The organism is Rhizobium sp. BK650 (assembly GCF_014195325.1).
Classification (GTDB): Bacteria; Pseudomonadota; Alphaproteobacteria; order Rhizobiales; family Rhizobiaceae; genus Rhizobium.
Genome location: NZ_JACIBK010000012.1, coordinates 63,468 through 89,796, shown reverse-complemented (window position 1 = coordinate 89,796; position 26,329 = coordinate 63,468). Strand labels below are relative to the sequence as shown.

General features: G+C 54.8%; 24 protein-coding genes and 1 tRNA gene. 20 read left to right on the top strand and 5 right to left on the bottom strand.

Annotation, left to right across the window (positions count from 1 at the left end):
* Positions 1-113 precede the first annotated feature (113 nt).
* Together FHX15_RS24545 and FHX15_RS24540 are read right to left on the bottom strand one after the other, a co-directional pair.
* Positions 114-2,150, bottom strand: a complete 2,037-nt coding sequence (locus FHX15_RS24545; protein ID WP_246779059.1) for an autotransporter outer membrane beta-barrel domain-containing protein — start codon at positions 2,148-2,150, stop codon at positions 114-116.
* Between the two features lie 459 nt (positions 2,151-2,609).
* Complete coding sequence (locus tag FHX15_RS24540) at positions 2,610-3,188, bottom strand: hypothetical protein (RefSeq protein ID WP_184400977.1); 579 nt, start codon at positions 3,186-3,188, stop codon at positions 2,610-2,612.
* A gap of 214 nt (positions 3,189-3,402) precedes the next feature.
* On the opposite strand from FHX15_RS24540, the gene FHX15_RS24535 reads away from it, so the two are divergent.
* Complete coding sequence (locus tag FHX15_RS24535; RefSeq protein WP_184400976.1) at positions 3,403-4,428, top strand: NAD-dependent epimerase/dehydratase family protein; 1,026 nt, start codon at positions 3,403-3,405, stop codon at positions 4,426-4,428.
* A gap of 14 nt (positions 4,429-4,442) precedes the next feature.
* Here the strand turns inward: FHX15_RS24535 and FHX15_RS24530 are convergent, their stop codons facing one another.
* Complete coding sequence (locus FHX15_RS24530; protein WP_184400975.1) at positions 4,443-5,057, bottom strand: class I SAM-dependent methyltransferase; 615 nt, start codon at positions 5,055-5,057, stop codon at positions 4,443-4,445.
* Positions 5,058-5,215: 158 nt separating this feature from the next.
* Here FHX15_RS24530 and FHX15_RS24525 point away from each other — a divergent pair.
* Both FHX15_RS24525 and FHX15_RS24520 read left to right on the top strand, forming a co-directional pair.
* A tRNA-Val gene (locus FHX15_RS24525) sits at positions 5,216-5,291 on the top strand.
* 179 nt (positions 5,292-5,470) lie between these two features.
* Entirely contained in the window at positions 5,471-5,641 is a 171-nt protein-coding gene (locus FHX15_RS24520) for a hypothetical protein (RefSeq protein ID WP_210290834.1), read from the top strand.
* A 245-nt stretch (positions 5,642-5,886) separates the two neighbouring features.
* Here the strand turns inward: FHX15_RS24520 and FHX15_RS24515 are convergent, their stop codons facing one another.
* The gene (locus FHX15_RS24515; protein WP_184400973.1) at positions 5,887-7,206 is read right to left on the bottom strand and encodes a hypothetical protein; all 1,320 of its coding nucleotides are present in this window, start codon (positions 7,204-7,206) and stop codon (positions 5,887-5,889) included.
* Positions 7,207-7,841: 635 nt separating this feature from the next.
* On the opposite strand from FHX15_RS24515, the gene FHX15_RS24510 reads away from it, so the two are divergent.
* Complete coding sequence (locus FHX15_RS24510; protein WP_184400972.1) at positions 7,842-8,555, top strand: class I SAM-dependent methyltransferase; 714 nt, start codon at positions 7,842-7,844, stop codon at positions 8,553-8,555.
* A 256-nt stretch (positions 8,556-8,811) separates the two neighbouring features.
* On the opposite strand, the gene FHX15_RS24505 is transcribed toward FHX15_RS24510, so the two are convergent.
* Positions 8,812-9,948, bottom strand: coding sequence for an acyltransferase family protein (locus tag FHX15_RS24505; RefSeq protein ID WP_184400971.1), 1,137 nt, complete (start codon positions 9,946-9,948; stop codon positions 8,812-8,814).
* Positions 9,949-10,483: 535 nt separating this feature from the next.
* Between FHX15_RS24505 and FHX15_RS24500 the strand changes: the two genes are divergently transcribed.
* Genes FHX15_RS24500 through FHX15_RS24425 form a run of 16 tightly spaced genes read left to right on the top strand, consistent with a single transcriptional unit; the run spans position 10,484 to position 26,297 of the window.
* A complete protein-coding gene (locus FHX15_RS24500; RefSeq protein WP_184401068.1) occupies positions 10,484-11,467 on the top strand; it encodes a GDP-L-fucose synthase in 984 nt (327 codons plus the stop codon).
* Positions 11,464-12,582: a GDP-mannose 4,6-dehydratase gene (gene gmd, locus FHX15_RS24495; RefSeq protein WP_184400970.1), complete on the top strand. Its 1,119-nt coding sequence runs from the start codon at positions 11,464-11,466 to the stop codon at positions 12,580-12,582. Before FHX15_RS24500 ends, gmd begins: the two co-directional genes overlap by 4 nt.
* 32 nt (positions 12,583-12,614) lie before the next feature.
* Positions 12,615-13,679, top strand: a complete 1,065-nt coding sequence (locus FHX15_RS24490; RefSeq protein ID WP_184400969.1) for a Gfo/Idh/MocA family protein — start codon at positions 12,615-12,617, stop codon at positions 13,677-13,679.
* Positions 13,676-14,167: an acyltransferase gene (locus FHX15_RS24485; protein ID WP_184400968.1), complete on the top strand. Its 492-nt coding sequence runs from the start codon at positions 13,676-13,678 to the stop codon at positions 14,165-14,167. Before FHX15_RS24490 ends, FHX15_RS24485 begins: the two co-directional genes overlap by 4 nt.
* A gap of 46 nt (positions 14,168-14,213) precedes the next feature.
* Complete coding sequence (locus FHX15_RS24480; RefSeq protein ID WP_184400967.1) at positions 14,214-15,317, top strand: DegT/DnrJ/EryC1/StrS aminotransferase family protein; 1,104 nt, start codon at positions 14,214-14,216, stop codon at positions 15,315-15,317.
* On the top strand, positions 15,314-16,885 hold the full coding sequence (locus FHX15_RS24475; protein ID WP_184400966.1) for an oligosaccharide flippase family protein: 1,572 nt from the start codon (positions 15,314-15,316) through the stop codon (positions 16,883-16,885). The genes FHX15_RS24480 and FHX15_RS24475 overlap by 4 nt, the downstream gene beginning before the upstream one ends.
* 23 nt (positions 16,886-16,908) lie before the next feature.
* Positions 16,909-17,520, top strand: a complete 612-nt coding sequence (gene hisH / locus FHX15_RS24470) for an imidazole glycerol phosphate synthase subunit HisH (protein WP_184400965.1) — start codon at positions 16,909-16,911, stop codon at positions 17,518-17,520.
* Positions 17,520-18,278: a HisA/HisF-related TIM barrel protein gene (locus tag FHX15_RS24465; protein ID WP_184400964.1), complete on the top strand. Its 759-nt coding sequence runs from the start codon at positions 17,520-17,522 to the stop codon at positions 18,276-18,278. Before hisH ends, FHX15_RS24465 begins: the two co-directional genes overlap by 1 nt.
* The gene (locus tag FHX15_RS24460) at positions 18,271-19,434 is read left to right on the top strand and encodes an N-acetyl sugar amidotransferase (RefSeq protein WP_184400963.1); all 1,164 of its coding nucleotides are present in this window, start codon (positions 18,271-18,273) and stop codon (positions 19,432-19,434) included. Before FHX15_RS24465 ends, FHX15_RS24460 begins: the two co-directional genes overlap by 8 nt.
* Positions 19,424-20,764 (top strand): O-antigen polymerase, encoded by a 1,341-nt coding sequence (locus FHX15_RS24455; RefSeq protein ID WP_184400962.1) that lies wholly within the window; start codon positions 19,424-19,426, stop codon positions 20,762-20,764. The genes FHX15_RS24460 and FHX15_RS24455 overlap by 11 nt, the downstream gene beginning before the upstream one ends.
* Positions 20,765-20,790: 26 nt before the next feature.
* Positions 20,791-21,882, top strand: a complete 1,092-nt coding sequence (locus FHX15_RS24450; RefSeq protein ID WP_184400961.1) for a glycosyltransferase — start codon at positions 20,791-20,793, stop codon at positions 21,880-21,882.
* A complete protein-coding gene (locus FHX15_RS24445) occupies positions 21,879-22,469 on the top strand; it encodes an acyltransferase (RefSeq protein ID WP_184400960.1) in 591 nt (196 codons plus the stop codon). Before FHX15_RS24450 ends, FHX15_RS24445 begins: the two co-directional genes overlap by 4 nt.
* A complete protein-coding gene (locus FHX15_RS24440) occupies positions 22,466-23,323 on the top strand; it encodes a class I SAM-dependent methyltransferase (RefSeq protein ID WP_409527031.1) in 858 nt (285 codons plus the stop codon). The genes FHX15_RS24445 and FHX15_RS24440 overlap by 4 nt, the downstream gene beginning before the upstream one ends.
* A gap of 3 nt (positions 23,324-23,326) precedes the next feature.
* Complete coding sequence (locus FHX15_RS24435) at positions 23,327-24,277, top strand: NAD(P)-dependent oxidoreductase (protein ID WP_184400959.1); 951 nt, start codon at positions 23,327-23,329, stop codon at positions 24,275-24,277.
* Positions 24,274-25,446 carry a glycosyltransferase family 1 protein gene (locus FHX15_RS24430; RefSeq protein WP_184400958.1) on the top strand — a complete coding sequence of 391 codons (1,173 nt, stop codon included), beginning with the start codon at positions 24,274-24,276 and terminating at the stop codon, positions 25,444-25,446. The genes FHX15_RS24435 and FHX15_RS24430 overlap by 4 nt, the downstream gene beginning before the upstream one ends.
* Positions 25,447-25,502: 56 nt before the next feature.
* Positions 25,503-26,297, top strand: a complete 795-nt coding sequence (locus tag FHX15_RS24425) for a glycosyltransferase family 2 protein (RefSeq protein ID WP_184400957.1) — start codon at positions 25,503-25,505, stop codon at positions 26,295-26,297.
* Positions 26,298-26,329 lie beyond the last annotated feature (32 nt).

Genomic DNA, 26,329 nt, shown 5'->3' with positions numbered 1-26,329 from the left:
GGTCCTGATAGATTGAAGCCAACTGTGGCAAGATGAATCATGCAGCTAAACCGATCGGGGAGTGACGCTCGGAATTTGCGAGCGTCACCCCGCTCCCGCGAGATGGCGTGCCCCTACCACGTATAGCGCAGGCCGAAATCTCCGCGAACACCCTCGCGCCCGTGGCCGTCAGTGTCCCCGACCGCGAATTGATAGCCGGCCTGAGCATAAAAGTTCAGCCGGGCGTTGATCCTGGTCGTTACCCCGGCGCTCAGATCCACTCGCGTTCCTTCCTTCAGCAAAGGAACCCGATCGATGCTCGAGAACGTCGTGGTCGCTCGTGTACCCCAATCGTGCCAGAGGTTGGCGCGTACATAAGGTTGCCAAAGCTGCCCGCCATCGCTGATGATCGTCCAGCGGCCGCGCAGACCGAGCCGCCCGCTCGCCCCCGATGTCGAGCCGAGCGCGACGTCACCCAGGCCGTCATTGTCGTCGTCGAATGACACATGTTGCCAGACGATCTGGGCCTGCGGCTCCAGGACAAAGCCCGGCCCGAGCGCCAGCACGGGAATCGGATAGCCCGCTTCCAGCGAGGAGGCGAAACCCGCACCATTGGTCGAGAGGCTGGCTGACGTCGTCGATGCCGACCCCTCATAGGCAGTTGCCTGCACCACCGCATCGAGATACCAGCCGGTCGGACCATAATGTGTCCAATAGGCGCCGCCCGACCAGGCATTGAGATCGAGGCGCCCGGTTTTGCGCAGTGCATAGTTGGTCACCGCCTCGTTGGTGACGAGACCGGTCACGTCGACGTTGGCGTTGGCATAGGCGAAGTAGATGCCGGCAACGTCGCGATGACCGGGCAGCCATTCCCCGCGCAAGAGATCGATACCGCTCTGAAAGCCGCCTAGATAGCCGTCGGTGCGCGGGTCAGCGAAGGCGCGGTAATGCTGGTTTATCTGCTCGCCAAAACCGCGTGCCCAACCCGAATTGACCGGGTTCGCGCCGTCGTTCTCCGGAGCTCCGATCGCGAGCGTATCGCCGATGCGCTCATGCAAGGTGGCTAGCGTGGCGAGCCCAAGCAGCCGGGACGTTGGCTGTACCACGCCATAGGTCGCAATCTCCGGTCCGATGATTGGATAAACGCCAGGCGGCAATACTGACGGCAGATCCTCCGGCAGCGCCTCCGGTGGCAACTCGTCGGGCGGCGTGATCGGTCCGTTCCCGCCGTCACCATTGCCGTTGCCATCGCCGCCATTGCCTCCGTTGAAGCCCGAACGCAGGAACCAGTCATCCGGGTTGCTGCCGTCAAAACCGCCGCGGAACAGACGATAGTCAATGAATCCGCCGCGCACTTCGCCGGCAAGCGTGAAGGCGCCATCCGCTGTCGTGCCGCCGTTCGTCGAATCGATGACCAGGATGCCGTCTGCCACCGTGTAGGCTCCGGGACTGTTCGGACCAGGGGTAATGTTCAAGAATGTGGTGCCGGTGGCTTGGGCCGGACCATCGATAGTGGCCGTGCTGCCATCGATCGCCAGCCTGTCGGACGGCGAGCCGTCGCCCGCCAGATCCGTTCTGAGGTAGATGGCGCCCCCACTGCCATTATAAGGTCCGAAGACAGTCAGTTCGTTGCCTACGCTACTGGCGTTGCTGTTGGCGATGATGATCCTGCCGGCATTGTCAATCGCGCCCGCTGTCATCCCGGTTGTCGTCGAGCGGCCCGACATGTCAAAAATGCCATTCGAAGCGATCACGAACTTCGCCAGATCTCCGGTAGAGGCATTGTTGAATTTGATCGTGCCGCTGCCGACGCTGCCGACCTGGACGGTCGGCCTGTTGGCCGGAACGTCGATGACGAACCCGGCACCGTTGACGGTCAAGATGGTGCCGTTCTCCAGGCTCAACACATAGAGCGGGGCTGTGAAATTGAGTGTGCCGATCGACTGACTGTTTTGATCGCGGACCACTCTATTGCCTATCGTGGCGAGGCCAGTGAAATTCGCAATCACCAGCGGAACTGCATGTCCGCCCGACACCGTCGTCCAGTTGTTTTGATTGCTCCACTGATTTGTCCCCGTGCCACCGATCCACGTCGCGGGCTCGGAGGTCGTGCCGAGGGCCGTCTGTGCCACTGCCGGCGCGGAGATGCCGAGCGATGCGACCACAGGCATCACAAGCCACCACGATCGCCGCCATCTCGACAGCCCGTGACCGACCAGCAGCGGCCGATGTCCGCTGAAGATAGGTTCGTCATGGAAGCAGTGTGCTTCTGGACAAAATCCACGCATGTTCATCTGCCCCCGGATAGAGGTAACGGGAACATCACGAGCGCGTCTACGGCCGTGTCGTTCGGGCGCGCACCACACCACGCGCCGGACCCGATCGTCTGCGGCAGCAGGATTCGACATTCAGAGCCATCATATGTTAAGGACACGGGGATGCAATTTTCAAGTGCATTATAACCGCAAATCGCAATCAAGGTTCTGAACGGTTGTTGCTGTCGCGCCACGCGTATTTGGATAAGTGAGAAGCCGTTCTGTCGTCACGTGCCCTCAATGACGTGTGTCATGTAACTTCAGGTCACACGCCTCAGCTAATCCCTTACGATAGATAGCGTGTCTGCTTCGATTTCAGCTCACGCAGAGCTTCTTCAGCGCGCGCTCCACACCCTTGCGAAGGGCCTCCGAAATCTCCGGTTCGAATGTCGTGACAACGTCGCCAAATTCTCCTTTTGCCTCGATGATATCGATCGAGCTTGCGTTCATCACGCAGGTGGCGAGATTCGCCTGCAGGTGAATTCGAGCCTTTGCTGAAAATCCGCCCTGGAGAGGAGCATCATCCGAGGTCTTGCATGCAAGCGTGCCGATGGCGCTCGCCTCGGCCAAATCCCCGTTCACTCTGATCTCAACGGTGTCGACTTTGACGAAGTCGAGCTTGTCGATGCCCAACTCGACCTTCACGCCCAAGACCGACTGCTTGACCTTCAAAGGCTTGCAAGGCTGCGCGGCCTCGATCGCTCGTTCAAGAACATTGGCGGCAGATGCTGGCGAACTCAAAAACGGTGCGGCAACAGCGATCACGCTGGACGCTATGCATCGTAGGCGGTGCCCGCCGCCCCAGTATCTTATTACCTGACCCTTCATGGCGCCGCGTGAATCGGTCGAGCCAGACCCCGTCTGCGAACGAAATTCAATATAGTCGATACGCATACGCTTCCTCACGTCGAAGTGTGTGTGGCGACATCAGAATACAGCGTGCGCATGCAAAGGGAAGAATGTGTTGCATCAACTCCTTCCCTGCGATGTCTTTCCAGGTGAATCGACCGATCATTGTTGATCTTGGAAGCGCCTATCCGATAAGGGAAGCGATCTAATACGGATTCGGTTCTTTGCCATCGGCAGGAGAGCCAAGAAAAAGGTAGAAATGCGGTACTTCATTACGGGAACGGCAGGCTTCATTGGCTTCCATCTGGCTCGCCGGCTGTTGCAGGATGGGCATGAAGTCACCGGCTTCGACGGACTGACACCCTATTACAATGTCAGGCTGAAGGAGATGCGTCATGCGGCGCTGGCGCAATACCCTGCCTTCCGTCCCGTCGTGGCCATGCTCGAAGACAAAACAGCACTGGAAACCGCCGCCTCAGCTGCAAAACCCGACGTTCTTATTCATCTGGCCGCGCAAGCCGGGGTGCGCTACAGCATCGAAAATCCGCAAGCCTACCTGCGCTCGAACATAGAAGGTTCGTGGAACATCCTGGAGCTGGCAAGCCGCATCGAATTGCGCCATCTCATGCTCGCTTCGACGTCTTCCATTTACGGCGCCAATCCGACGGTTCCTTTCCGCGAAACCGACCGCGCCGACGAGCCACTGAGTTTCTATGCCGCCAGCAAGAAGTCCATGGAGCTGATGGCGCATAGCTATTCGCATCTCCACGAAATTCCGACGACTGCTTTCCGCTTCTTCACCGTCTACGGCCCGTGGGGCCGGCCCGACATGGCGCTCTTCAAGTTCGTCAAGAACATGATCGAGGACAAGCCGATCGAGATATATGGCGAAGGCAACATGAGCCGCGATTTCACGTATATCGACGATCTGGTCGAAGCGGTGGTCAGGCTATCGGGCGTCATCCCCTCGGAAATCAACCGCGTAGCCGATGCAAGAATTGAGACGCTTTCGCATCAGGCACCCTTCCGCATCGTCAATATCGGCGGCGGCCAACCGATCAGCCTCATGGACTTCGTCGAGAGTGTTGAGAATGCGATGGGGCACAAAGCAAAGCGCATCATGCTGCCGATGCAAAAAGGCGATGTTCCGCGCACCTTCGCAAGCCCCGATCTTCTTCTGGCCCTAACAGGCTACCAGCCGGACACTCCTTTGGATACGGGCGTGAGGGCCTTTGTCGAGTGGTATCTGGAAGCCAAGCGGGAACTTGGCACGATCAATACATAAGCTGCTAACGGCTATTACGATGCCCCAATGCGCTTGAGGCAGTATGAAAAATGCGCATCCGGCTCGAGTGTCAGAAACTCGAACCGCCAGCCATATTCGACGCAGAATTTATTGACCGCCTCGACAACCCCGTAGACCACGGGCTTGACCGTGTTTCCGGTGCAGAAATCATGCCCGGCGATCCTCCCATCCTGCTTCACTTTTCTGTTCGCGAGCAGTAGTTCGTCCCATGTCAGTGCAAAGGAGTGATCGGTATCGATGTAGATCCAATCGAAGGTCTCGTCATCGAACTGGGACAGCATATCGATCGAAGTGCCCTGCCGAACCACGACGCTGCCTCGAGCGATCTCGGACCGAAATTTGCTATTGATGATTTCCAGACCTTCGGAATAGCGGTCCATATTCCATGGGTCGATGAGATAGAGCTGCTCAGGCTGGTTGCGCGACAGAATCTGCTCACTGAATTCCCCCTCGGCAACGCCGAGTTCCACCACGATCCCGCCCTTGGGCAGATTGTCGAGAAGCTTTGCTCGGTCAGGCAGCAGTCTCGCCTGTTCCGTATGAGCGTATTCCAAAAAGGTCCGGGGCGTGCTCTGCCGCAGGGCCCCTCGCTGCTCTCGCGTCGTCATTTTCACTCCATTTCTTGCTGACGCACGTCTACAGAGAATGCTCGCGATGGGGAAGAGCGGCGTGCACAGGCAAATTGCTCGGAAATTTAAAAAGAGGCTTGCGGTTCTTTCGCAATATCGCTAGAGACGCTGCACCGAACGATGACATAGAGCATCGAGGGCGATTAGCTCAGTTGGTAGAGCGCCTCGTTTACACCGAGGATGTCGGGAGTTCGAGTCTCTCATCGCCCACCATTTTCCGTAATATCCCTTGGTGTGATCAGTGATTACAGTTGCGAGCACTTTTGCTTCGTCGAAACCTTAGGCTTGCGCACCCGGCCATAGGTTGACCCCATAGACAGGGGAGACGTTTTCTCTGTATGTTCCGCTCACTTCGGTCAGATCTGCCGGCTGTGAGCGGCGGAATTTTTGGCGTGTCGATCGATTACACCGAGATCGACACGGGCGAGGCCGACGAAGAAATCTTTGGCTTCGATTCGGCTGGGCCGACGAGTTCGCTACGCCTAGCTGATGAAGATCAGATCGCCCCTTCATTTGATCTCACCGGACGAGCGCACCGTCGCACGGCATGTCCGGCATGGTGATCACCGATAAGGCGCAATCTTCTCGCAAGCTTGGGGATTCGCTATAGCCCATTGACCGTTTGGTACCGCGCAGCGATCAATCCTACCGTTCCGCAACCGATCCTACTGGTTTCATGCTTCGTCAAAGGACAACCTCTGCAGGAAATATCTGCCGGCGCCACTCACCTGGCGGCCACGCACAGGTTTCAGCGAAGCGCTAAGAATTGGGGTTTTGATCGCTTTCATTAAAATCCAAAGCAATAGGATCAATGGACCTCGATGAGGCTTTTTCCCTCCTGCGCTGATGACGCAGCGCCAGCGAGGAAAAAGAGCGTGTAATTCAGAGCTATCCCTCCGGAGAGAAACGCCGCGCCGAAAACGAGCAAATACATGCCGACGATCGACTGCGCACCACGTGAACACTTCGGTTCCGAAAAAGAACGCCAGAACGGAAACAGAAGTACAAGCCCCAGAAGCAGAACAGCGACCGCACCGCCTTCATATCCCGCCTCTAGGATCCAGTTGTGGGGATAGACTTCGCCTTCGTGCGGCGCTGGAAGCCAGCCCGGATAAATGCCCGTCAGGTCAAGAGAATATGAGCCGAGACCGTGGCCGAAGATGAAACTTGCAGGATCAGCAAGCCAGCCTTTGAGGGCGAAGTCGAACAGGGTACGCCGAGACCAGGTGCGATGGTCGCCTCCATCTCCGGCATCGAACGCGCCGGCCGCATCATATGGATCTCCGCCATCGGTCTTGGGCCGGAATATCGCGCCCTGTGCGTATCGTTCGGCTTCGCCTTCCATGCGCTGGGCGACGGCGACATCACGGCCTAGAGGCGTATAAAACACCCCAGTGGCGAGCGCCACCGACAGGCCTAGAAGGACTACGGCGTGTGCGTGGCGCCCGGTGTGAAATAGCAGCGTCGTAAACACGAGAGGCAGCAGCAGGAAGATCGTCCGCGACCCTAACTCGGCAAGCAGAAGCGTTATCGCCAGGCCGAACACTATGGCCACTGCAGTACGCGTCCATGAGAGCAACCAAATAAAGACAGGGATTGCAGCAAGGGCGATGCCGTAGGCAACAAGCTGATAGTAGCTGTAATAAGGCACCCTACCTGGGATTTGCGGGATGCCAAGAATATTGCGGAAGTCGTCACCCTTCCACAGAGATCCATATTCGATCCACGCGACTGGCAGGGCAAGCAGCAGAGCACCACCGGCGATCAGGACAACGCAGATGACGCCAGCCGGTCGCCGCCCCGCCAAGACGCCGGCTCCTGCAAATGCAATCACCGTCAGCAGAAACTGACAGAGATAACGGATATTAAACTCCGGGCCGCGGAAAACAAAGTAACCCGCGAGTGTGTATCCACAGTAAGCGAAAACGATTACGCCCAACACCAGCAATCGGCGCGAATCGCGAAATGAAAAAATCGCGAAAGGCGCAGACACGACGATAAATCCGACAACCCAGAGCCGGCTACCTGAAAGCTGATACCATTTTAGAAAATAGAGATAGTTGAAAAACACCAGCGTCGCCGCCGAAAACGAGAATACAAGTCCCGCTTTTAACCTAATGCCCTGCATGCCTTGCCCCTTAGTTGCGAGACTAATTGCGCAGTCGGAAATCTTTGTCACCCCCAATAGGGTTCGCACTTAGGTTTTTCAACTGATGTTCGGGAGCGTCGCCCCGGTTTTCAAGACGGGGAGGAGGTATTCAATCGCCGAAGAGGCGGCAACTCTGCGTTGTACTGCTTGTCACGGGGACACTTATAAAAGGCTGTCGCAGTCGCACTTAACGTCTGCGTCCGAATCTCTCTATCAATCGGCGCGGCTTCCAGGCCTCGTTGCCCTTGCTGGGGATTCACCGGAACGGACGTGTTGGAGGGGTATTCGTCGGGACAATTGTTGGAGATGCCCGAGGTTCCCTCCGTATGGGGTAAGCGCGATTTTCCCCGCACCTTCTGCAATTGAGTGAGCTTTGGCATGTATCACGCGAGCTGGTGAGGTTCAAGGCAGGCCGCAATAAGGCTGGCCAGCGACGAGTTTGAGTTTGGTGAAGTGCCGAAAGATCACTCGACCGGCGTCATCAACAGCCTTGCTGTCCTGGTCTTCGTTGGAGAGTTGGGTGCGGTTGCGGATCAAACGGTCATGTTTTCAAGAAAATTCTAACTTGCTTATGCACGCCTGGTACGCATAATCCTCCCGGAGGAGGAACAGGGATGATCAGTAGTGCCGAAATAGTCGAGATGTATACCGACTACTATCTTAACCCAGAAGTTAACCAGAAGCGCGAAATCGCTGCAAAGCAATCAGTCGGCCACATCAAAGAGGTCGCTGCAAATCAAAAATTCCATTCGGTAATCGATATAGGGGCCGGAGAGGGGGCAGTTCTCGCGGAACTTGCCGAGAACGACTTTGCCAGTTGCTTAGCCGCGGTTGAGTTATCTCGGTCCGGTATCGACGCCATACGGGCGCGCCAGATCAAAAATCTTTCATCAGCAGACCATTTTGACGGATATACTATACCGCATCCGGATAAATCCTTCGACTTAGGTCTGGCCATTCATGTTCTCGAACATGTCGAACACGAACGCATGTTCTTGTACGAGGCCAAACGGATAAGTCGGAAGCTTTATATCGAAGTGCCGTTGGAATTGACACGGAATCTTGCGAAGTCCATCCGTCAGTCCGGACCGTATGGCCACATCAACTTCTACACGCCTGGCTCTTTCGAAAACATTCTGAAGACCTGTGGTCTGAGTGTCGAACGACTCACGGTTTTCGCCCATTGCCTCGAATACGAACAGTATCTCGCCGGGCGGGCAAAGGGTTGGCTCAAATACCAAATTCGCCGCAATCTATTAAGCGTGGCACCGACGTTTGCAGTCCGAAATATGGTCTATATGGCGGGAGCTCTGTGCGTAGCTGACTAGCGACGGCCGAGCTCGCTGCGGCACATTTTAACCGCTGTCAAGGCTGTTGCGGCCTCGCGATATAGAAGCTCGTTGGAAAGGTTTCCTGGCGGCAACTGCGCGTACCACCTAGCTCATTAAGTGGCGTCCAGCCGAACGAAGACTCGACAGGCTCGTAGCAGCTGTAGTGGCGCCCTCCCCGTAATCTGCGGAATTTCGCTTCAGTGTACTACAAAACTTTCCTCTGGAAACGGGTTGCAGGCCCTCCGACGAATTCTCAATAGCTCCATCTTCTGCCATAGTCCGTTAGAGGTCTCTCGAAAAAGCGGAAACTTGCATAAGACCATATGACAGACAGCCCGAGCGCCAACAAGGACAGGAGGACCGCGGTAGGACTGTCTAGTACTTCCGGCCGACCGGCTGCGATATACGTTGCTGACAATATGAGCGGGTGGAAAAGATAAAGCGTGTAGGATGTTCGTCCCAACTTACGCAGGCTGCCTTTCCTTAGCCAGCTAACATTCTGGGATCCGAGGGACCCTAGGATATGGACAAGCACAGAACCATAAAACAGTGTAAGATAGGTGTGGCCCCATGACGCGGTGGTAGAAGCAACATCATGGGCCATTCCGATCATCAGCGGTATGAAACCAAAGGCGAGCGCTTTGGTCAATTTGGACCAGATGACGATGTTTTGACGAAGCCAGCCTCTGAAACGATCGTCTCGCCAAAGAACAGCAATGATCCCGCCCTCCGCAAGCCCATCCAAGCGGCTGAGAGTGTGGACATACATCGTAAATACACTGCCAAATCCGAAATAGCCCACTGCCCGATATGTAATTGAAGCCACGGCCACGGCTCCAAGCATTGGAAGTAGTATTCGGCGCGGAAGGAGCAAGATCATTAAGGGAAAGACAAGGTAGAACTGCTCTTCAATCGCGACCGACCAAGTTACGGAGATACCGTCTGGACCCCATTTGTTGTGAGCGGCCATCCAAAGGTTTTGAGTAAATGTCAGATGGCGCCATAGCGGTGTGTCAGCGTTGAAAACAGCGCCTTTGGCGCCTGTATACACCGCTGCCCAGAATATTACGACCAGCAAAATGTAGGACGGAGCAATGCGCAAGAAGCGCCGAATATAGAAGTTCTTCAGAAATAACAGTGGCGACTGCTGCCGGTCCAGTATGATCCCAATGATGAGAAAACCGGAGAGAACGAAGAACAGATCTACGCCAGTTCGTCCGAGAATAGTCACGTCATAGAGAGCCTTAAATGCAAAGCCATGGCGCGATGGCAGCGAGGCGCCGACGAAATGCCAAATCAGCACTATAGCAACTGCAACACCTCTCAATCCATCGAGCTCAGCGAGCCGCGGCACTGTCGAAAGAGCAGAGCTTTTATTGATTTGAAGCATGCGATAGCGCCTGGATTATTTAGCTTCCTTCCCCTATTAAGGGGCGTGCCGCGCATTTAGCATCAAACCGCCACCCCCGCAAATCGTCATCGCTTTCCACCATCAGCTAGCGATGGAGCCGCGGCGTCAGGGCCATAGTCCATTTTGGGCTCGGTTCGTCCTAAAGGCAGGAGCACGTTTGTTGCAGCTCCTCGCCGCGCCGGCCTGCACAATAACGACAGTGATAAGGCTTGGCCTCGGATCTTTGCAGGCTGACTGCTCCACTCCATCCAGAGTCGGAGGTGGTGCATTTTTCGCGAACAAGATCACCTTGCCCTTGGCACTATTTTTGAAAACTCGGCAGCCGGCTCCGCGACCGCACGTGCGCCTTTTTTTAGAAGATAACCTAAACGTGTAAGAAGTGGACTGATTGACATTTTCGGAAAGAACACTCAATGAGGCTCATCCTGTAGAAAGCCAAGTCGTAAGACTAGGGAATTCTCAGTTGAAGAGCACACCAGCTCATAATTTAACCGGGAAAACATCACACTCAGTTATGGTCAATTTTCCGAAGATATTTGTAGCGGGACACAGGGGTATGGTCGGGTCGGCTATCGTACGACGTCTCCTGGCTAACGGGCATCCCGCGGATCGAATTATTGCGGCGACACATCAGGACCTCGATCTTGTTGAACAAGCCGGCGTGCGTCGCTTCTTCGAAAAGGAACGTCCCGACGAAGTTTACCTAGCTGCCGCAAAGGTTGGCGGCATCTACGCAAACAGTGTTTACCCAGCGGACTTCATCTATGATAATTTGATGATGGAGCTGAATGTCATCCACGCAGCGTTCAGAACCGGCGTTAAGAAGCTGCTGTTCCTTGGCTCGAGCTGCATTTATCCAAAGCTCGCAGATCAGCCTATTAAAGAAAGCGCACTTCTGACCGGTTCCTTGGAGCCGACCAATGAGCCCTATGCCATTGCAAAGATTGCAGGCATCAAACTCTGCGAGAGCTACAACCGTCAGTATGGGGACACGCATGAGGTTGATTACCGGGCAGTAATGCCGAGCAATCTCTACGGTGTCGGCGACTCATACCACCCCCAAAATTCACACGTTATCCCCGCACTCTTAAGGCGCTTCCACGAGGCGAAGGTGAGTGGAGTCGCAACGGTAACGCTATGGGGCAGCGGTAAGCCGCTCAGGGAATTTCTCTATGTCGACGATATGGCCGCAGCGAGCGTTCACATTATGAACCTACCTCATGAAGACTACAAAAGGCTGATGCCGAAGGGGAAGACGCACATCAATGTCGGGTACGGAAGCGACGTCACCATCCTTGAAGTTGCGACCATCATTAGTAAGATCGTTGGCTTCAACGGTGACATTGACTTCGATATAACCAAGCCCGACGGCACACCCCGGAAACTGATGGACAGTGAAGTCGCGAGAAATCTCGGCTGGTCGCCAAAAATCAACCTCGAGCAAGGCCTGAAGTTGGCTTACGAAGATTTCCTGTCCCGAGAGAAAGTCGCGTCATGAGCAAAGTTGCACTTATAACCGGCGTCACCGGCCAGGACGGTTCTTATCTTGCGGAATTCCTTCTTTCGAAAGGATACGAAGTCCACGGGATCAAGCGGCGCATGAGTTCGTTCAACACCCAGCGGATTGATCACATCTATGAGGATCCGCACAACGACAACATGCATTTCAAGCTGCATTACGGCGATTTGACGGATACGAGCAATCTCATCCGCATCATTCAGGACACACAACCTGACGAGATTTACAACCTTGGCGCGCAAAGCCATGTCGCCGTGAGCTTTGAAAGTCCCGAATATACCGGCGATACCGACGCCTTGGGAACGCTCCGACTGTTGGAGGCTATTCGGATTCTAGGCCTCGAAAAGAAGACGCGTTTCTATCAGGCAAGCACCAGCGAACTTTATGGGCTGGTCCAGGAGACCCCGCAGAAGGAAACGACCCCCTTCTATCCCCGCAGTCCTTATGCGGTCGCAAAGCTCTACGCTTACTGGATAACCGTGAATTATCGTGAATCCTACGGGCTGTATGCGTGCAACGGCATATTGTTCAATCATGAGAGCCCTCGCCGCGGCGAGACATTCGTGACGAGGAAGATTACACGCGGAATGGCGAATATCGCGCAGGGGCTCGAAAAGTGCCTTTACATGGGTAATCTTGATGCATTGCGGGATTGGGGACATGCAAAGGACTATGTCCGCATGCAGTGGATGATGCTTCAACAGAATAATCCACAGGATTTTGTCATCGCCACCGGCAAGCAATATAGCGTGCGCCAGTTCATCGAATGGGCAGCGGAGGATCTGGGCATTAAACTCCGCTTTGAGGGAAGCGGATTGGAGGAGCAAGGCATCGTGGAATCCGTCTCCGGGGATAGTGCGCCGGCGCTGAAGTCAGGCGATATCATTCTCAGGATCGATCCGCGATACTTCCGCCCGGCTGAGGTCGAGACCCTGCTTGGTGATCCCAGCAAGGCCCGCGAGTTGTTGGGATGGGTTCCGGAGATTTCCGCAAGAGAAATGTGCATAGAAATGGTCTCGCACGATCTCGTGGAGGCGCAGCGACACGCCCTCCTCAAACGTCACGGGTTTGACGTCAGGGTCAGCACCGAATAATAACGGCCCCCAAACTCAGCAGGGAAGAGATCGTGATAAATTTCGCTATTGTTGGTTGCGGGCGGATCGCAAAAAGACATTCGGAACTGCTTGGCCTTGAGCAGATCGCAGGCGCAAGATTAGCAGCGGTTTGCGATGTTGTTCTCGAAAAGGCAAAGGAATTCGGCGAACGTTTCGGCGTGCCTTATTACCAGTCGTTTGACGAGATGATGCAGAACGAGCGGATTGACGTCGTCTCGGTTTTAACGCCGAGCGGCATGCATGCTGAGCACGTGATCGCGTTGGCCAAGTATAAGCGCCATATCGTCGTCGAGAAGCCAATGGCACTAACGCTCACGGATGCGGAAGCCATGATCAAGGCCTGCGATGACAATGGGGTACGCCTGTTCGTTGTCAAGCAGAACCGCTTCAACGTCCCTGTAGTGAAGGCACGCGAGGCACTTGATGGCGGCCGTTTCGGCAAGCTCGTCCTTGGCACAGTCCGGGTCCGCTGGTGTCGCGACCAAAGCTATTACGATCAGGACAGCTGGCGCGGGACCTGGGCATATGACGGAGGTGTTCTTGCCAACCAGGCAAGCCATCACATCGACATGCTAAGCTGGTTTATGGGCGAAGTGGAGAGCGTACATGCCCGTGCCACCACAGCGCTCGTCAACATCGAAGCCGAGGATACGGCCGTTGCCACACTGAAATTCCGCAACGGTGCCCTGGGGATTATCGAGGCGACCTCGGCGACACGCCCCAAAGATATCGAGGGCTCGATCTCCATCCTTGGCGCCGGAGGGTCGGTCGAAATTGCAGGTTTTGCGGTCAACAAGATCAGGACCTGGCAATTCGGCGACAGTCATGTGGCCGATGCCGAGGTCATGGAAAAGTATTCGGTAAATCCGCCGAACGTCTATGGGTTCGGCCATCAGGCATATTATGAGCATGTCGTTGATTGCCTGACGAATAGCACCAAGGCTCTTGTCGACGGCCATGAAGGCCGACAAAGCCTGGAGCTCATTATGGCGCTCTATGAATCGATTGCATCCCAACAGGAAGTCAGTCTTCCCCTCGAGGTCAAGCGTTCCAAATTAGGAAGCCGATCCTCGTGACGGGTCGTTCGCCCACACTCTGGAAGGCGCAGGTCCGGGACGTAACCTGCGGCGATCGCGTGAAGATCGTGGAACCCGCCAACGTGTATGAATGTACCCTCTCCGACGACTGTTTCGTGGGGCCTTTCGTCGAGATCCAGAAGGGTGTCCTAATCGGTGCTCGTACCAAGGTACAGTCACATAGCTTCATCTGTGAGCTCGTTGAGATCGGTGAAGATTGCTTCATCGGCCATGGCGTGATGTTCATCAACGATCTTTTCTCCAATGGCGGACCGGCAAGAGGAAATCGGACACTGTGGAAAGAGACACGAATCGGAAATCGGGTATCCATCGGATCGAATGCTACAATCCTGCCGGTAAACATTTGTGACGATGTGGTCATCGGCGCCGGAGCGGTCGTGACCAGTGATATCGAAGTCTCGGGCATCTACGCAGGCAATCCAGCGCGGCTCATACGAAACGCGGGCTCGGCGTCTGCCGAGAATTGAACTAGAGCGGACGCATCAACATCAATCGACTATCGAGAGCGACATCATGAAAGTCCCCTTCGCCGATCTTCATCTGCAATATCTGTCGCTAAGGAACGAGATCGATGCCGCTATTGCTGCGGTCATCAAGTCCTCGGCATTTATCCGAGGTCCCTTCGTACAGAAGTTCGAAGATGAGTTTGCTGCCGCGGTGGGCGCCACACATTGCGTTTCCTGCGCGAATGGAACGGATTCCCTTTATATCGCCATGCATGCACTAGGCGTAAAGCCTGGCGACGAAATCATCACGACGGCGCATTCGTGGATTTCCACCAGCGAGACGATTACGCAAGCGGGGGGTAGGGTGGTCTTTTGTGACACCGATGCCACGACCTTCACGATAGATGCCACCAAGCTTGAAGAAAAGATTACCTCGCGTACTGTCGGCATCATCCCTGTCCACTTGTATGGTCAGCCAGCCGACATGAGCGCGATAATGGCAATCGCTCGAAAGCACGGCCTCTGGGTCATCGAAGACTGCGCCCAGGCACATTTGGCGGAAGTTGACGGACGTATGGTCGGAAGTTTCGGGGATGCGGCCTCCTATTCGTTCTATCCGGGGAAGAACCTGGGCGCGATGGGCGACGCCGGGGCGATCACTTGCAAGGACAAATCGCTCGCCGACAAAATGGCGATGTTTGCCCGTCATGGTGGTTTGACAAAGGGTGATCACCGCATCGAAGGCATCAACAGCCGGCTTGACGGGCTTCAAGCTGCCATTCTGTCAGTCAAACTTCCCCGCCTTCCCGAATGGACCGCAAAGCGGCAAGAGGTTGCGGCGCGCTATGCCGCGGCCCTCGGCAACGTCGGCGGGCTGGAACTGCCGGGAACTGCGCCCGGCAGGACGCACGTCTACCACCTTTTCGTCGTTAAGCATGAACGTCGGGACGCCCTCGCCGCTCACCTGAACGAACATGGCGTACAGACAGTCATAAACTATCCGGTCGCGCTGCCCTTTCTCGCCGCCTATGAACATCTGGGCCATCATGCGGAAGACTTTCCCAATGCCTTCCATAATCAATCGCGAATCCTATCGATTCCGATATTCCCCGAGATGACCGAAGATCAGCTCGCTTACGTGGCTGACGCCATCAGGGGATTTGCTGCGTGAGCAATCCGCAATCCGGCGACCGGGGAGAAGCACGCTCAAGCCTCCTCGGTAACTCGAGCTGGAATCTGGCTGCTTTCGTCTTCACGCTTATTGCGAATCTGGCCACGGTGCCTTTTGTCGTTCGCTGGATCGGGCTGCATGATTTCGGCAATGCAGGCATTGTCATCGCAGTCACCGCGCCCCTCACACTCATCGGTACCGTCCTCGGCCAGGCAACAGTCCGCGAGACATCGACGAGAGCAGGTCGCGGGGAATATAGCGCCGCATTTCACGTCGCAGCCGTTGCGTTGAAGGTCTGTCTGATCGCTTCGGCGATCGGGTGTATAGCCCTGGTCCTGACCGGACCATGGATCATGAGAAGCCTCGTAAATAACGAGGCCTCTAGCTCCCAGAACTTCACGGTTCCATTCTTGATCGCTGCAGCGGGCATTTTCGCCCAGCAGTTTTCACTGGTACTGCAGGCCATTTCCGTGGGGCGACAAAATTTCAAGAATGTCGCCAAGGCTTCCGCCTGGAGTTCTTTTGTCACGGTTTTCGTCACGTTGGGATTTACCTGGTTTATCCCAACGCTGAATGGCTATCTGTCCGGTTTCGCCGGAAGCCTCGTCCTGTCTGCGGCAGGATGGCTCCTTGTCACCCGTCATATCCTGCGCCGCGACGAACACGCAGGCTCAAAGGTCGGAGACGAACTAAACGCCCTGCTACATTTCGGGAAATGGCAAGGCCTATCGCAACTTGCAGGTATTTTCGGCAATCAGATGGATAGGTACGTACTTGCGTCCCTGGCCCCTGCCGCCGTGGTCGGACAATATAATATCTGCAACCGTGTACAGGAGGCCGGCTACATTGCGACGATCCGTGCATGCGAGGTGCTTTTTCCGCGCTTCGGCAGCATGTCCGCCAGTAGCGAGTCCGAACGATTTGATTTTTTCCTCGGTTCGTCATGGGTTAATGCTGCATTCGGCGCAATCATGCTGGCGCCGATCGCAATTCTCTCAAGACCCCTGCTCACGCTTTGGGTCGGGTCGGAAACGGCCGAGGCGGCCGGCCATTTGTTACAGGTTCTCATCCTTGGAGGCATGATAGGCTGCAGCTACAATGTGTTTTTCTACTATGCTGCGAGCATGGGGAAAAACGCGATCGTGACAATGGTCTCGCTGGCATATTCTATAATGACAGTCATCTTCTCGATTGTTTTCATAGGATATTTCGGCCCCGTTGCTGCAGGCAGTGGCCTGTTGGCTGCAACCATCATCCGGTTTGGCCTCACGCTCGTTGTGATCCGCCGCCGCTTCTTTGCGGCGTTCAGCGGTGAGCAGATGTTTGCGAGCACAGTTGGCCCGACTGTTGTTGGGTCCGTGCTCTCGCTCGTTTTCTATCAAGTCAAATTCCAGTGGATCGACAACTGGTTTCTGCTCGGCTTCGCCTACATCCTGTTCTTCGGCATCGTCGGAATGGCGATGGTACTTACCGCCATGTCGTCAAAAACCGGACGTATTATCTTGTCCCGGATTTATAGCTCCGTTAGAAGCACAATCGTAGATCGGTATTTCGGCCGGTTGGCCTGACGAAACATAAGAGAGGGCTTTGGGTGATCACTGTAGTGGACTACGGTGTCGGTAATATTGGTGCGATCATCAATATGGCGGACTATCTCGGGATCGATGCCGAGACAAGCAGCGATCCGGACAAGATCAGAAACGCCGCCAAGCTCATTCTTCCAGGCGTCGGCGCGTTCGACAAAGCCATGCTGACCCTGCAGAAGAAGGGACTGATTGACCCGCTCAACGAAGCGGCACTAAAGCGGCAAATTCCCGTTCTGGGCATCTGCCTTGGCATGCAGTTGCTGGCGCGCAGAAGCGACGAAGGCGTTCAGGCCGGCTTGGGCTGGGTCGCGGCGGATGTACTTAGGATCACCTTGCCGCCTGAATCCCCCCTTAAGGTGCCGCATATCGGCTGGCTTGAGGTGAAGCCGGCACGCACAAGCGCCCTTTTCGATCCGGCGGTACATGACGAGCGCTTTTATTTCGATCATGGCTATTATGTGCAATGCGACAACCCTCAGGACGTGGCGGCGACTATCGATTACGGCAGCGAGATCTGCTGCGCCGTGAGCTCCGGGAATGTAAGCGGGGTGCAGTTCCACCCGGAAAAGAGCCACCGCTTCGGCATGCGCGTGCTTGAGGCTTTCGGGAAGATTTGATGAGAAAAAGGCTTATCCCTGTTCTGCTGGTCGACGAAAAACATAGGCTCGTCAAAACTGTTGAATTCGGCGAGCGCACGTATATCGGCGATCCCTTCAATGTCGTGCGGCTTTTCAACGAGAAGGAAGTCGATGAGATATGTATCCTCGATATCGATGCCGCCAGGAAGGGTCGGGGGCCTGATATCGGCTTCATGCGTGAACTGGCAACCGAATGTTTCATGCCGCTGGCTTATGGCGGTGGAATAAGCCGACTGCAGGAGTGCGAAGACCTTAATCGCTTCGGCGTCGAAAAATTCGTCCTAGGAACGAGGGCGGGCGACCTGCAGTTACTCAAGGCGATTGCCGCAGATATGGGAAGCCAGGCGCTCGTTGCCTGCGTCGACGTCAAAGGACGAGGTTCTGCGGCAACTTGTGTCCAGCTGAGTTCTGATGTGCCGCAGGATCCGGTGGAGTTTTGCCTCCAGCTTCAAGATTTGGGTGTCGGTGAAATCATCCTTCAGTCTGTAACGCTCGATGGAAGACGATCAGGTTACGATCTCGAACTTATCAAGGCTGTTACGAGCCGGTTAAGTGTACCAGTCGTCGCGCTCGGCGGCGCAGGAAACTATGATCACTTGACCGAAGGTTTGCGCGCAGGCGCCTCGGCCGCGGCATCAGGAAGCACATTTACCTTTATTGGCCGGTTGCGCGCGGTTCTGGTCAACTATCCCGATCCGGAAATGCTTGAGGGTATGGAGCGCGAAGGCCATGCGTGAAACCCAAAGGATTTGTTCCTTCTGCATTATGGATGATTCCAATCCGGCAATCGAGTTCGACACCAACGGACAGTGCAATTGTTGCCGCGATGCACTCGCCAGGAAATCGCACGAATGGTGGCCCGGCCGCGAGGGCGATTTGAGGATGCAACGGCTTGTCGCCATGCTGAAGCGGGAAGGCAAAGATAAGCCCTATGATGCGATGGTGGGGCTCAGTGGAGGTATTGATAGCGCTTTCCTCGCCCACGTCGCCGCTCGGAATCATGGCCTCCGCTTGCTCGCCGTCCACATCGATGGCGGCTGGAATTCCGAGCCTGCCGTTCACAACATCGAAAGATTGGTGCGCAAGCTCGACCTCGACCTTCATACCTATGTCGTCGAATGGCAGGAAATGCGGGATCTTCAGGTCTCATTCCTGAAAGCATCCGTGCTCAATCAGGACATCCCGCAGGATCACGCGTTTTTCTCGACCCTCTATAGGACCGCGGCCAAGTTCGGTATTCGGCATTTTCTAAGTGGCGTCAACTTCGCGTCCGAGTCCGTCGTCCCTCCCGGCTTCGGCTACCCTTCCATTGACGGCACGCATGCCCGCGCCATTCAAAAGCGCTTCGGCTCCATGACGCTTGCCACCTATCCCTTCATGAGCTTTCCAGAATATATCTGGATGACACGAGTACGAAAGCAGCTGACAATTCATCGCCCGCTGAACTATTTCGATTACGACAAGGAGAAAGCACAACAAGAACTGCGTCGAGAATACGGCTGGCGTGACTATGGCAGCAAGCACAGCGAATCTCGTTTCACGAAATTTTACCAGGACATATACCTGCCGGCGAAGTTTAACTTCGACAAAAGGAGGCTGCATTTCTCGAGCCTGATCGTGGCTGGACAAATGACACGTGATGACGCATTGGCAGAAATTTCAAAGCCAATTATTCTCGAAAGAGATGCGCGCAGGGAAACCAGATTTGTCGCTAAAAAGCTGGGGCTGACCGAGCAACAGCTCCAATCTTATACCCTAGCGCCGCCAGTCCCTCATACTGATTATCCCAACGGTATGATGCTGCACAAGACACTGATGCAGTTGCGTCGTTGGGCCCGCAAAATGGTGCTGGCCCGCCATCGCGTGACTGCAAGGCCAGAAAATGTGGACTAGCCTCGTCTTTTCGATCGCGGTCGCTCTGTCCGCAGTCTTTTATTTCCGGCGCATCGGGGTAAATTTTACCATTTCCTCGCTGCTACTTGGGCTGATGCTCGTTCTGCATGGCCCTCTTTATCTCTACTATACGCGCGTATGGGGCCCGAAAACCGCATTCTTTGAAAAGATACTGTCTTCCGCTCCCGAAGGTCAGGTCATACCTGCTCTGGACCTCGCTTTGGCGCTATGTTTTGGATGCATATGCGCCGGAATGGCCCTCTCGGATGGCGTCTTTGGCATCAGTCGGTCGCAAATGCGAGCTGCCATCAGTAACTGGAACCTTCAAAATGTTCGAGTGTCGAGGGGATTTTCGGAGAGGCTTGCAGTTATCGCGGCGATTGGTGTGCTGGTTCTCACGTTTTTTATCGTGATCGAAAACAGTATCCCACATGTAATTGACTACTTCCGATCGGAAGCAGGTGAGATGGAAAAGATAGCAATGCGCCGCGAATTTGGCGGCAGCCGCTTTTATTTACTGAATCTCTTCAACTCAAACCTGCTCCCGTTTTTAGCATTTTCCTGTTTCATCGCATTGCGGGAGCGGTCCATCTGGCTCCGGCCCGTAGCCTCGGCGTTTATTGTCATCGTGCTTTTCGAAAAGGCGGCAACATTGAGCAAGGCACCGCTGGCGATCTTCATTTTGCAGCTGATGGTTGTTGAGTACCTTCGGCGATCACTCCAGGTACGCCTTGGGGCAGCTGTCGGCTTTGTCGTCATTTGCGTTTTGTTGTTCGGAGCGATGACGGCGGTCGCCATCCGAGAAGTGAGCGGAATCACGGAAACGTTAGATTTTCTATTTTATCGCGTTTTCATGATCGTTAATGAAAGTCTGCTAGAATATTTTGCGGCGATTCCAAACGTTATTCCGCATAGCTGGGGTAGTCAGTTCAGCTGGCTCGTTAACTTGCTGCAATCGGAGTCATCTCCGCCAACCTATCTGCTTGTGGGTGCGGTGCATCGCGGAGTGATGGGATCAACCACAACAGCGATGTTCATCGCTGATGCCTGGGCAGACTTTTCGTGGGCTGGCGTCCTTATCTTCTCACTTTTCGCGGGCTTTTTCGTGCGATGGCTCGATACAGAGCTGATCATAAAGCGCGGAAAGACGGCAGCGACAATTTCCGGTCTGACGCTCGGCCATTATGGGGTATTTGTCATGCTATCCACGGCGTTGCAAACAGCCATGGTTACAGGGGGATTGATCTTGGTTGTCCCATTGACCATCGCAATGTCATGCGCCTTCAAATGGCAACCGATCAACCGATATCTAGCGGCGCCCACAGTATAGCCGGACTAGAGCAGATGTAGAATGAAATGCGTATTTTTCAGAACTCAGGTGTTTATGCATCCTATCTGCCTCGCCTCGATCGCCTTGCACACCAGGCGGTAGAGTTCCGGAAGCGGTTGCGGGTCTTTTTGGATGACTCCTACGGGGCATGTCATATCCTCAAGCCGCCGACCGAACTAGCTGCCGAGGTATTCTTCACAAACGGCGACGATAAGAAGCTTCAGAAATACTGGGCAGCAGAACACGGTCTGCCAAGCTCGAGCAGCATGGAAGAGATCTTGCTCTGTCAGATAGAGCACCATCGAACCGAGATCTTTTACAACATGGACCCGATGCGCTACGGCAGCGAATTTCTGCGCAAACTACCCGGTAGCGTTCGAAAATCCATCATGTGGAGGGCCGCGCCATCCGGTAACGTTGATTTCGGGGCTTATGACCTTATCGTTTGCAACTTTCCGCTCATTTTGGAAAGTTACCGCAAGCATGGATGGCGAGCGGAGTATTTTGCGCCGGCACATGATCCTGCAATGGATAACTACGCCGCCAACGGCAACCGGCCGGTGGACGTTTTATTTGTTGGGGGCTACAGCCGCCACCATCGCAGGCGTGCCGAGATCCTGGAGGCGGTCTCTGAGCTCGGCAAGGAATTTCGGGTTGTATATCACCTCGACAGATCCCGCCTCACCCGCCTCGCGGAAAGCCGGATTGGCTGGCTCCTGCCTCTTCGTGAGCATAAACGGCCCAAGAGCATCCGAGCAGTTTCCCAGGCACCGGTTTTTGGGCGCGACCTTTATAGCGCGATATCGCAGGCAAAAATCGTGTTGAACGGTGCCGTCGACATGGCCGGTCCCGATCGGGGTAATATGCGGTGTTGGGAAGCACTTGGTTGTGGCGCAGCCATGGTATCCGATGCTGGGTATTACCCAAAGGGCATGGTGGATGGCGTGAATATATTAACTTATGATAACGCTCGAACTGCAGTATCGACCATACGCGAGCTGCTTACTGACCGACATCGACTACAAGAAATTGCAGCCCAGGGTCATAATATGATCAGGACGCTCTACAACAAAGATGCTCAATGGCAGCAATTTAATCGGCTGGTCGAGATCGCATGAAGTTCAGTCCATGGGCACTAGTTAATACCCTAACCGGAATCCTTGTGAGAAAGAGGAGTCGGTTTGTCGTGGGGTCACAGAGTTCGGTTCGCTGGCTGGCACTGCGCTCCATCCGCGGCGGCACTGTTCGGATTGGCAACGATTGCATCATAAACTGCGTCATCAATTTCGATGATCCGAAAGGACATGTTTCGATTGGGGATCGATCGTATGTGGGATCAAGCCATCTCGTTTGCCATTCGAATATTGAGATTGGCGATGATGTTATCATCTCGTGGGGTGTGACAATTGTAGACCACGACTCTCACTCATTAGACTGGGATATTAGACAGAACGATGTCCGGGACTGGCGCATGGGCCAAAAGAACTGGTCTGGAGTCGCTATCAAACCCGTTCGAATCCAAGATAAGGTGTGGATTGGCTTTGGCGCCAGTATCCTGAAGGGCGTGACAGTTGGCGAGGGTGCCGTTATTGGAGCGCAGGCCGTTGTAACGAAAGATGTAGCGCCCTACACAGTGGTCGCGGGTAACCCGGCTCGCATTATTCGACACTTAACACCGGAACCGATCTTAAACCAGGATAGATGATGACTTCGCAGCATCTGGATACGTGGGAACAAGCAGTCCAATGGCTCCGGGAACAACCCGACCAGCAGAAACTCGTCATCGATGCTTACTACGACGATCCTCTCTCCAAGGCAGCTGAACGCTATTGGCGTAGCGATGAATGGCAAGCAATACGGACCTTTCTTCCTGCACAACGTGGGAGTGCTGTCGATATCGGCGCGGGTAGAGGCATTGCGAGTTTTGCTCTCGCCAAAGAAGGCTTTAAGGTCATTGCGCTTGAGCCGGACAAAAGTGACCTTGTAGGCTCAGGTGCGATCAAAAATCTTGCCGCCGAAACGAAACTCCCGATCCAAGCGGTTGAAGAGTTTTCTGAAAAATTGCCGTTCCCTGACCAGGTGTTCGACGTTGTCTTCGCAAGAGCCGTTTTGCACCATACTTCGGATTTGGCAGCGGCATGCCGGGAGTTCTTTCGGGTTCTAAAACCCGGTGGCCGGCTGATTGCCGTGCGAGAACACGTCATTTCTTCAACGAGTGACCTTGCCGTGTTCCTCGACCAGCATCCGCTTCACAAGCTCTACGGTGGCGAGAATGCCTTCTTGTTGGCAGATTACCAGAATGCCATTGCTTCCGCTGGATTCGGCATCGACAAAGTTCTGGCCCCCCTTGAAAGCGAGATAAATTACGCGCCCTACACCAGAAACGAATTAAAAACTGAAATCGGAGCACGCATCAGCGCCAAGCTACCGTTGATCGGTGGCGCCGCTTCCGCGATGTTGGGCTTCGGCCCGATCTGGGCCGTCCTGGCGCGGATCGCACAGAGTTTCGACAACCGACCTGGACGGCTTTACTCCTTCATTGCCACAAGGCCCAGATAGAGAATGGCTCGAATACTTATCACTGGCGCCCACGGTTTTATCGGAAGACATTTGGCGCGGCATCTTTCGCAGAACGGGCATGTCGTGCTCGGTCTTGGTCACGGCATTTGGCCTCCTCTGCATGCGGAACAATGGGGTCTTACGCTTTGGCACAACGGTGAAATTGATGGCCCTAATCTTCGCCTGATACAGCGACAGTCGGGCACACCAGATATTGTATATCACCTTGGCGGTGGTTCTTCGGTCGGCGTCGCGATAGCAAATCCCCGCGAGGATTTTCACCGTACCGTGAATTCGACTGCCGAACTCCTGGAGTGGCTGCGGCTGGAAGCGCCTGACTGCCGACTGGTGGCCATTTCCAGCGCTGCGGTGTATGGCGCCAACCTGCAGGGTCCAATCTCTGAGACGGTGGCCAAGAACCCGTTTTCTCCTTATGGCCATCACAAAAGCATAATGGAATATCTTTGTCAGTCTTATTGCGACGCATATGGCTTGAAGGTGGTTATTGCTCGACTGTTTTCGGTTTATGGTCAGGGGCTGCGTAAGCAGTTGCTATGGGACGTGTGTTCGCAACTTGAGAAAAATCCGGATTACCTTCGACTTGGCGGAGGGGGTGGCGAACTTCGGGACTGGGTCGAAGTGGGCGACGTGGTGCGTGCACTGTCCTTGATCGAGGCACATGCTGACCAATCTCGAAAGGTCATAAATGTCGGCACGGGGATCGGCACGAACGTTCGCGCCGTTGTTCAGACGGTTGTCGATGCATGGTTCGAGAACGCCCCTTCTCGGCCGGAGATTGCTTTTTCAGGTGAGGCGCGAAAGGGCGATCCGCAAAGCCTCGTCGCGGATTCAACCTTTGTTAAATCACTTGGCTTTGAGCCGCGCATAGCGCTAAAGGACGGGCTTTTCGCCTATGTCGGCTGGTTTCGATCGGAAGCTGGCACGGCACGATGATCAATATCGGTTTTATCATGATCAGCGGTCGCAATTGGACCGGTGGCTATAATTATCTCCTGAACCTTGTCACGCTGCTGGCCCGTTACCGGAAAGATGAGATCCATCCGGTCGTTTTCTTTGGAACCGACGTCAGTGAAGATGAAGTAGCGCCATTTAGAAAGCTGAACGGAGTCACGGTTGTCTGCCACTCGCTGTTCGACAAATCTCGCAGCCTTCGCTCGCTGTTGCTGAGTGTCGCGACTGGTGCGGATAGAGGCATTCGGGCAGAGTTTAACAAACATGAGATCAATGTGGTATTTGAAGTCGCCCAATTTTTTGGCTTCAGGCTCGGCCTGCCTGCCATTGCGTGGTTTCCAGACTTCCAGCATCGTTATTTGCCACATCTCTTCAGCAAGTTTGGTTACTGGAAACGCGACATCGGGTTCTGGCTTCAGATTGGGGCTGATCGCTCGATTATGCTGAGCAGTGAAGATTCAAGACGCTCCTGCGAACATTTCTATCCGGCAGCTCGGGGGCGCACACACGTCGTCCGTTTTGCCGTGCCGCCAAAGGGTACAATAGACTACTCGGCCGCACGTGCAGTAGCAGATAAGTACCAATTGCCCGGGCGCTACGTTTTCCTGCCCAATCAATTCTGGAAGCATAAGAACCACCTTCTCGTCCTCGATGCATTGAAAATCCTGCGTGCGCGCGGCCTTGAGATCACCATCGCGGCCAGTGGCAATCAATCCGATCCTCGTGATCCGGCATATTTTCCAAGTCTTAAGGCGGGAATCGAAGACGCTGGCCTTGCCCGGAACTTCCGTCTGCTTGGGCTCATTCCCTATCAAGATCTCGCACCGCTAGGTCTGGCGAGCATGGCGCTTCTAAATCCTTCACTGTTCGAAGGATGGAGCACGACGGTGGAAGAAGCGCTCTCCTGGGGCGTGCCACTGATCCTGTCGGACCTAGATGTTAATCGAGAGCAAGCTGGCGAAGCCGCGAGCTATTTCGATCGCTACGACGCGCATTCGCTCGCGGATGCATTAGCCTCAGCTCGCCTGCGAGACCCCGCAGCGATCGAAACCGAGGGAGAGCTAGCACAGGCTATGGCCAATGAGCGGGTTCTGCGCTTCGTTTCCGACTTCACCTCACTTGTTCGCCACGCCAGCAATCAAGTGCAATAAGAATTTAGCGGCCGTGCGCTCGATATTCCTGGCTTGGTCGCCCACAGAGAACGCCAATGAATGAGCCCAAAATTTCCGTCATTACCGTTGTCTTCAACAATGAAGATACAATCGCCGATACTATCGAGTCTGTTGCTGCTCAGAATTATTCCAATCTTGAATATATTGTCATTGATGGCCTTTCGAATGATCGGACACTTGACAGGATCAAGGAGCGAAAAGAAATCGTCACCACGCTGGTCTCCGAAAAGGATGCGGGTATCTACGACGCGATGAACAAAGGTATCGCATTGGCGACGGGGGATATCATCGGCTTCATCAATGGCGACGATTTTTACATGCCAGGCACATTGGCGAAAGTCGCCAAGACATTCCAAGATGACCCTCACCTTGAAGCCTGCTACGGTGATTTATGCTACGTCAGACAAGATGACACTCAGATCATCGTTCGCCATTGGCGTTCTTCGCCCTTCGTCCCGACCTCTTTCGAAACGGGATGGGCCCCTCCCCATCCAACTTTCTTCGTGCGGCGCGACATCTATAAACGATTTGGCTCATTCGACCTCGGATACCGGATTGCGGCCGACGTCGAGCTGATGATGCGGTTCCTGGAACGCCATCGAATCCACGCACGATATGTACCAGGCGTGATGGTCAAAATGCGGATGGGTGGAACAACCAACCGCAGTCTCACGAACATTATCAAGCAGAACAAGGAAATTCTTCTTGCGCTTCGTAGCCACGGCTTGGACGCACGTCCGTTTCGCTTCCTGAGCAGAAAGGTTCTTTCGCGGGGCGCGCAGTTCGTCCGGGGGATTCTACATATGTCGACGACGGCAAAGGGAAAATAATGCTGGACGCGGCAAAAAATTAAGCAAGCTCC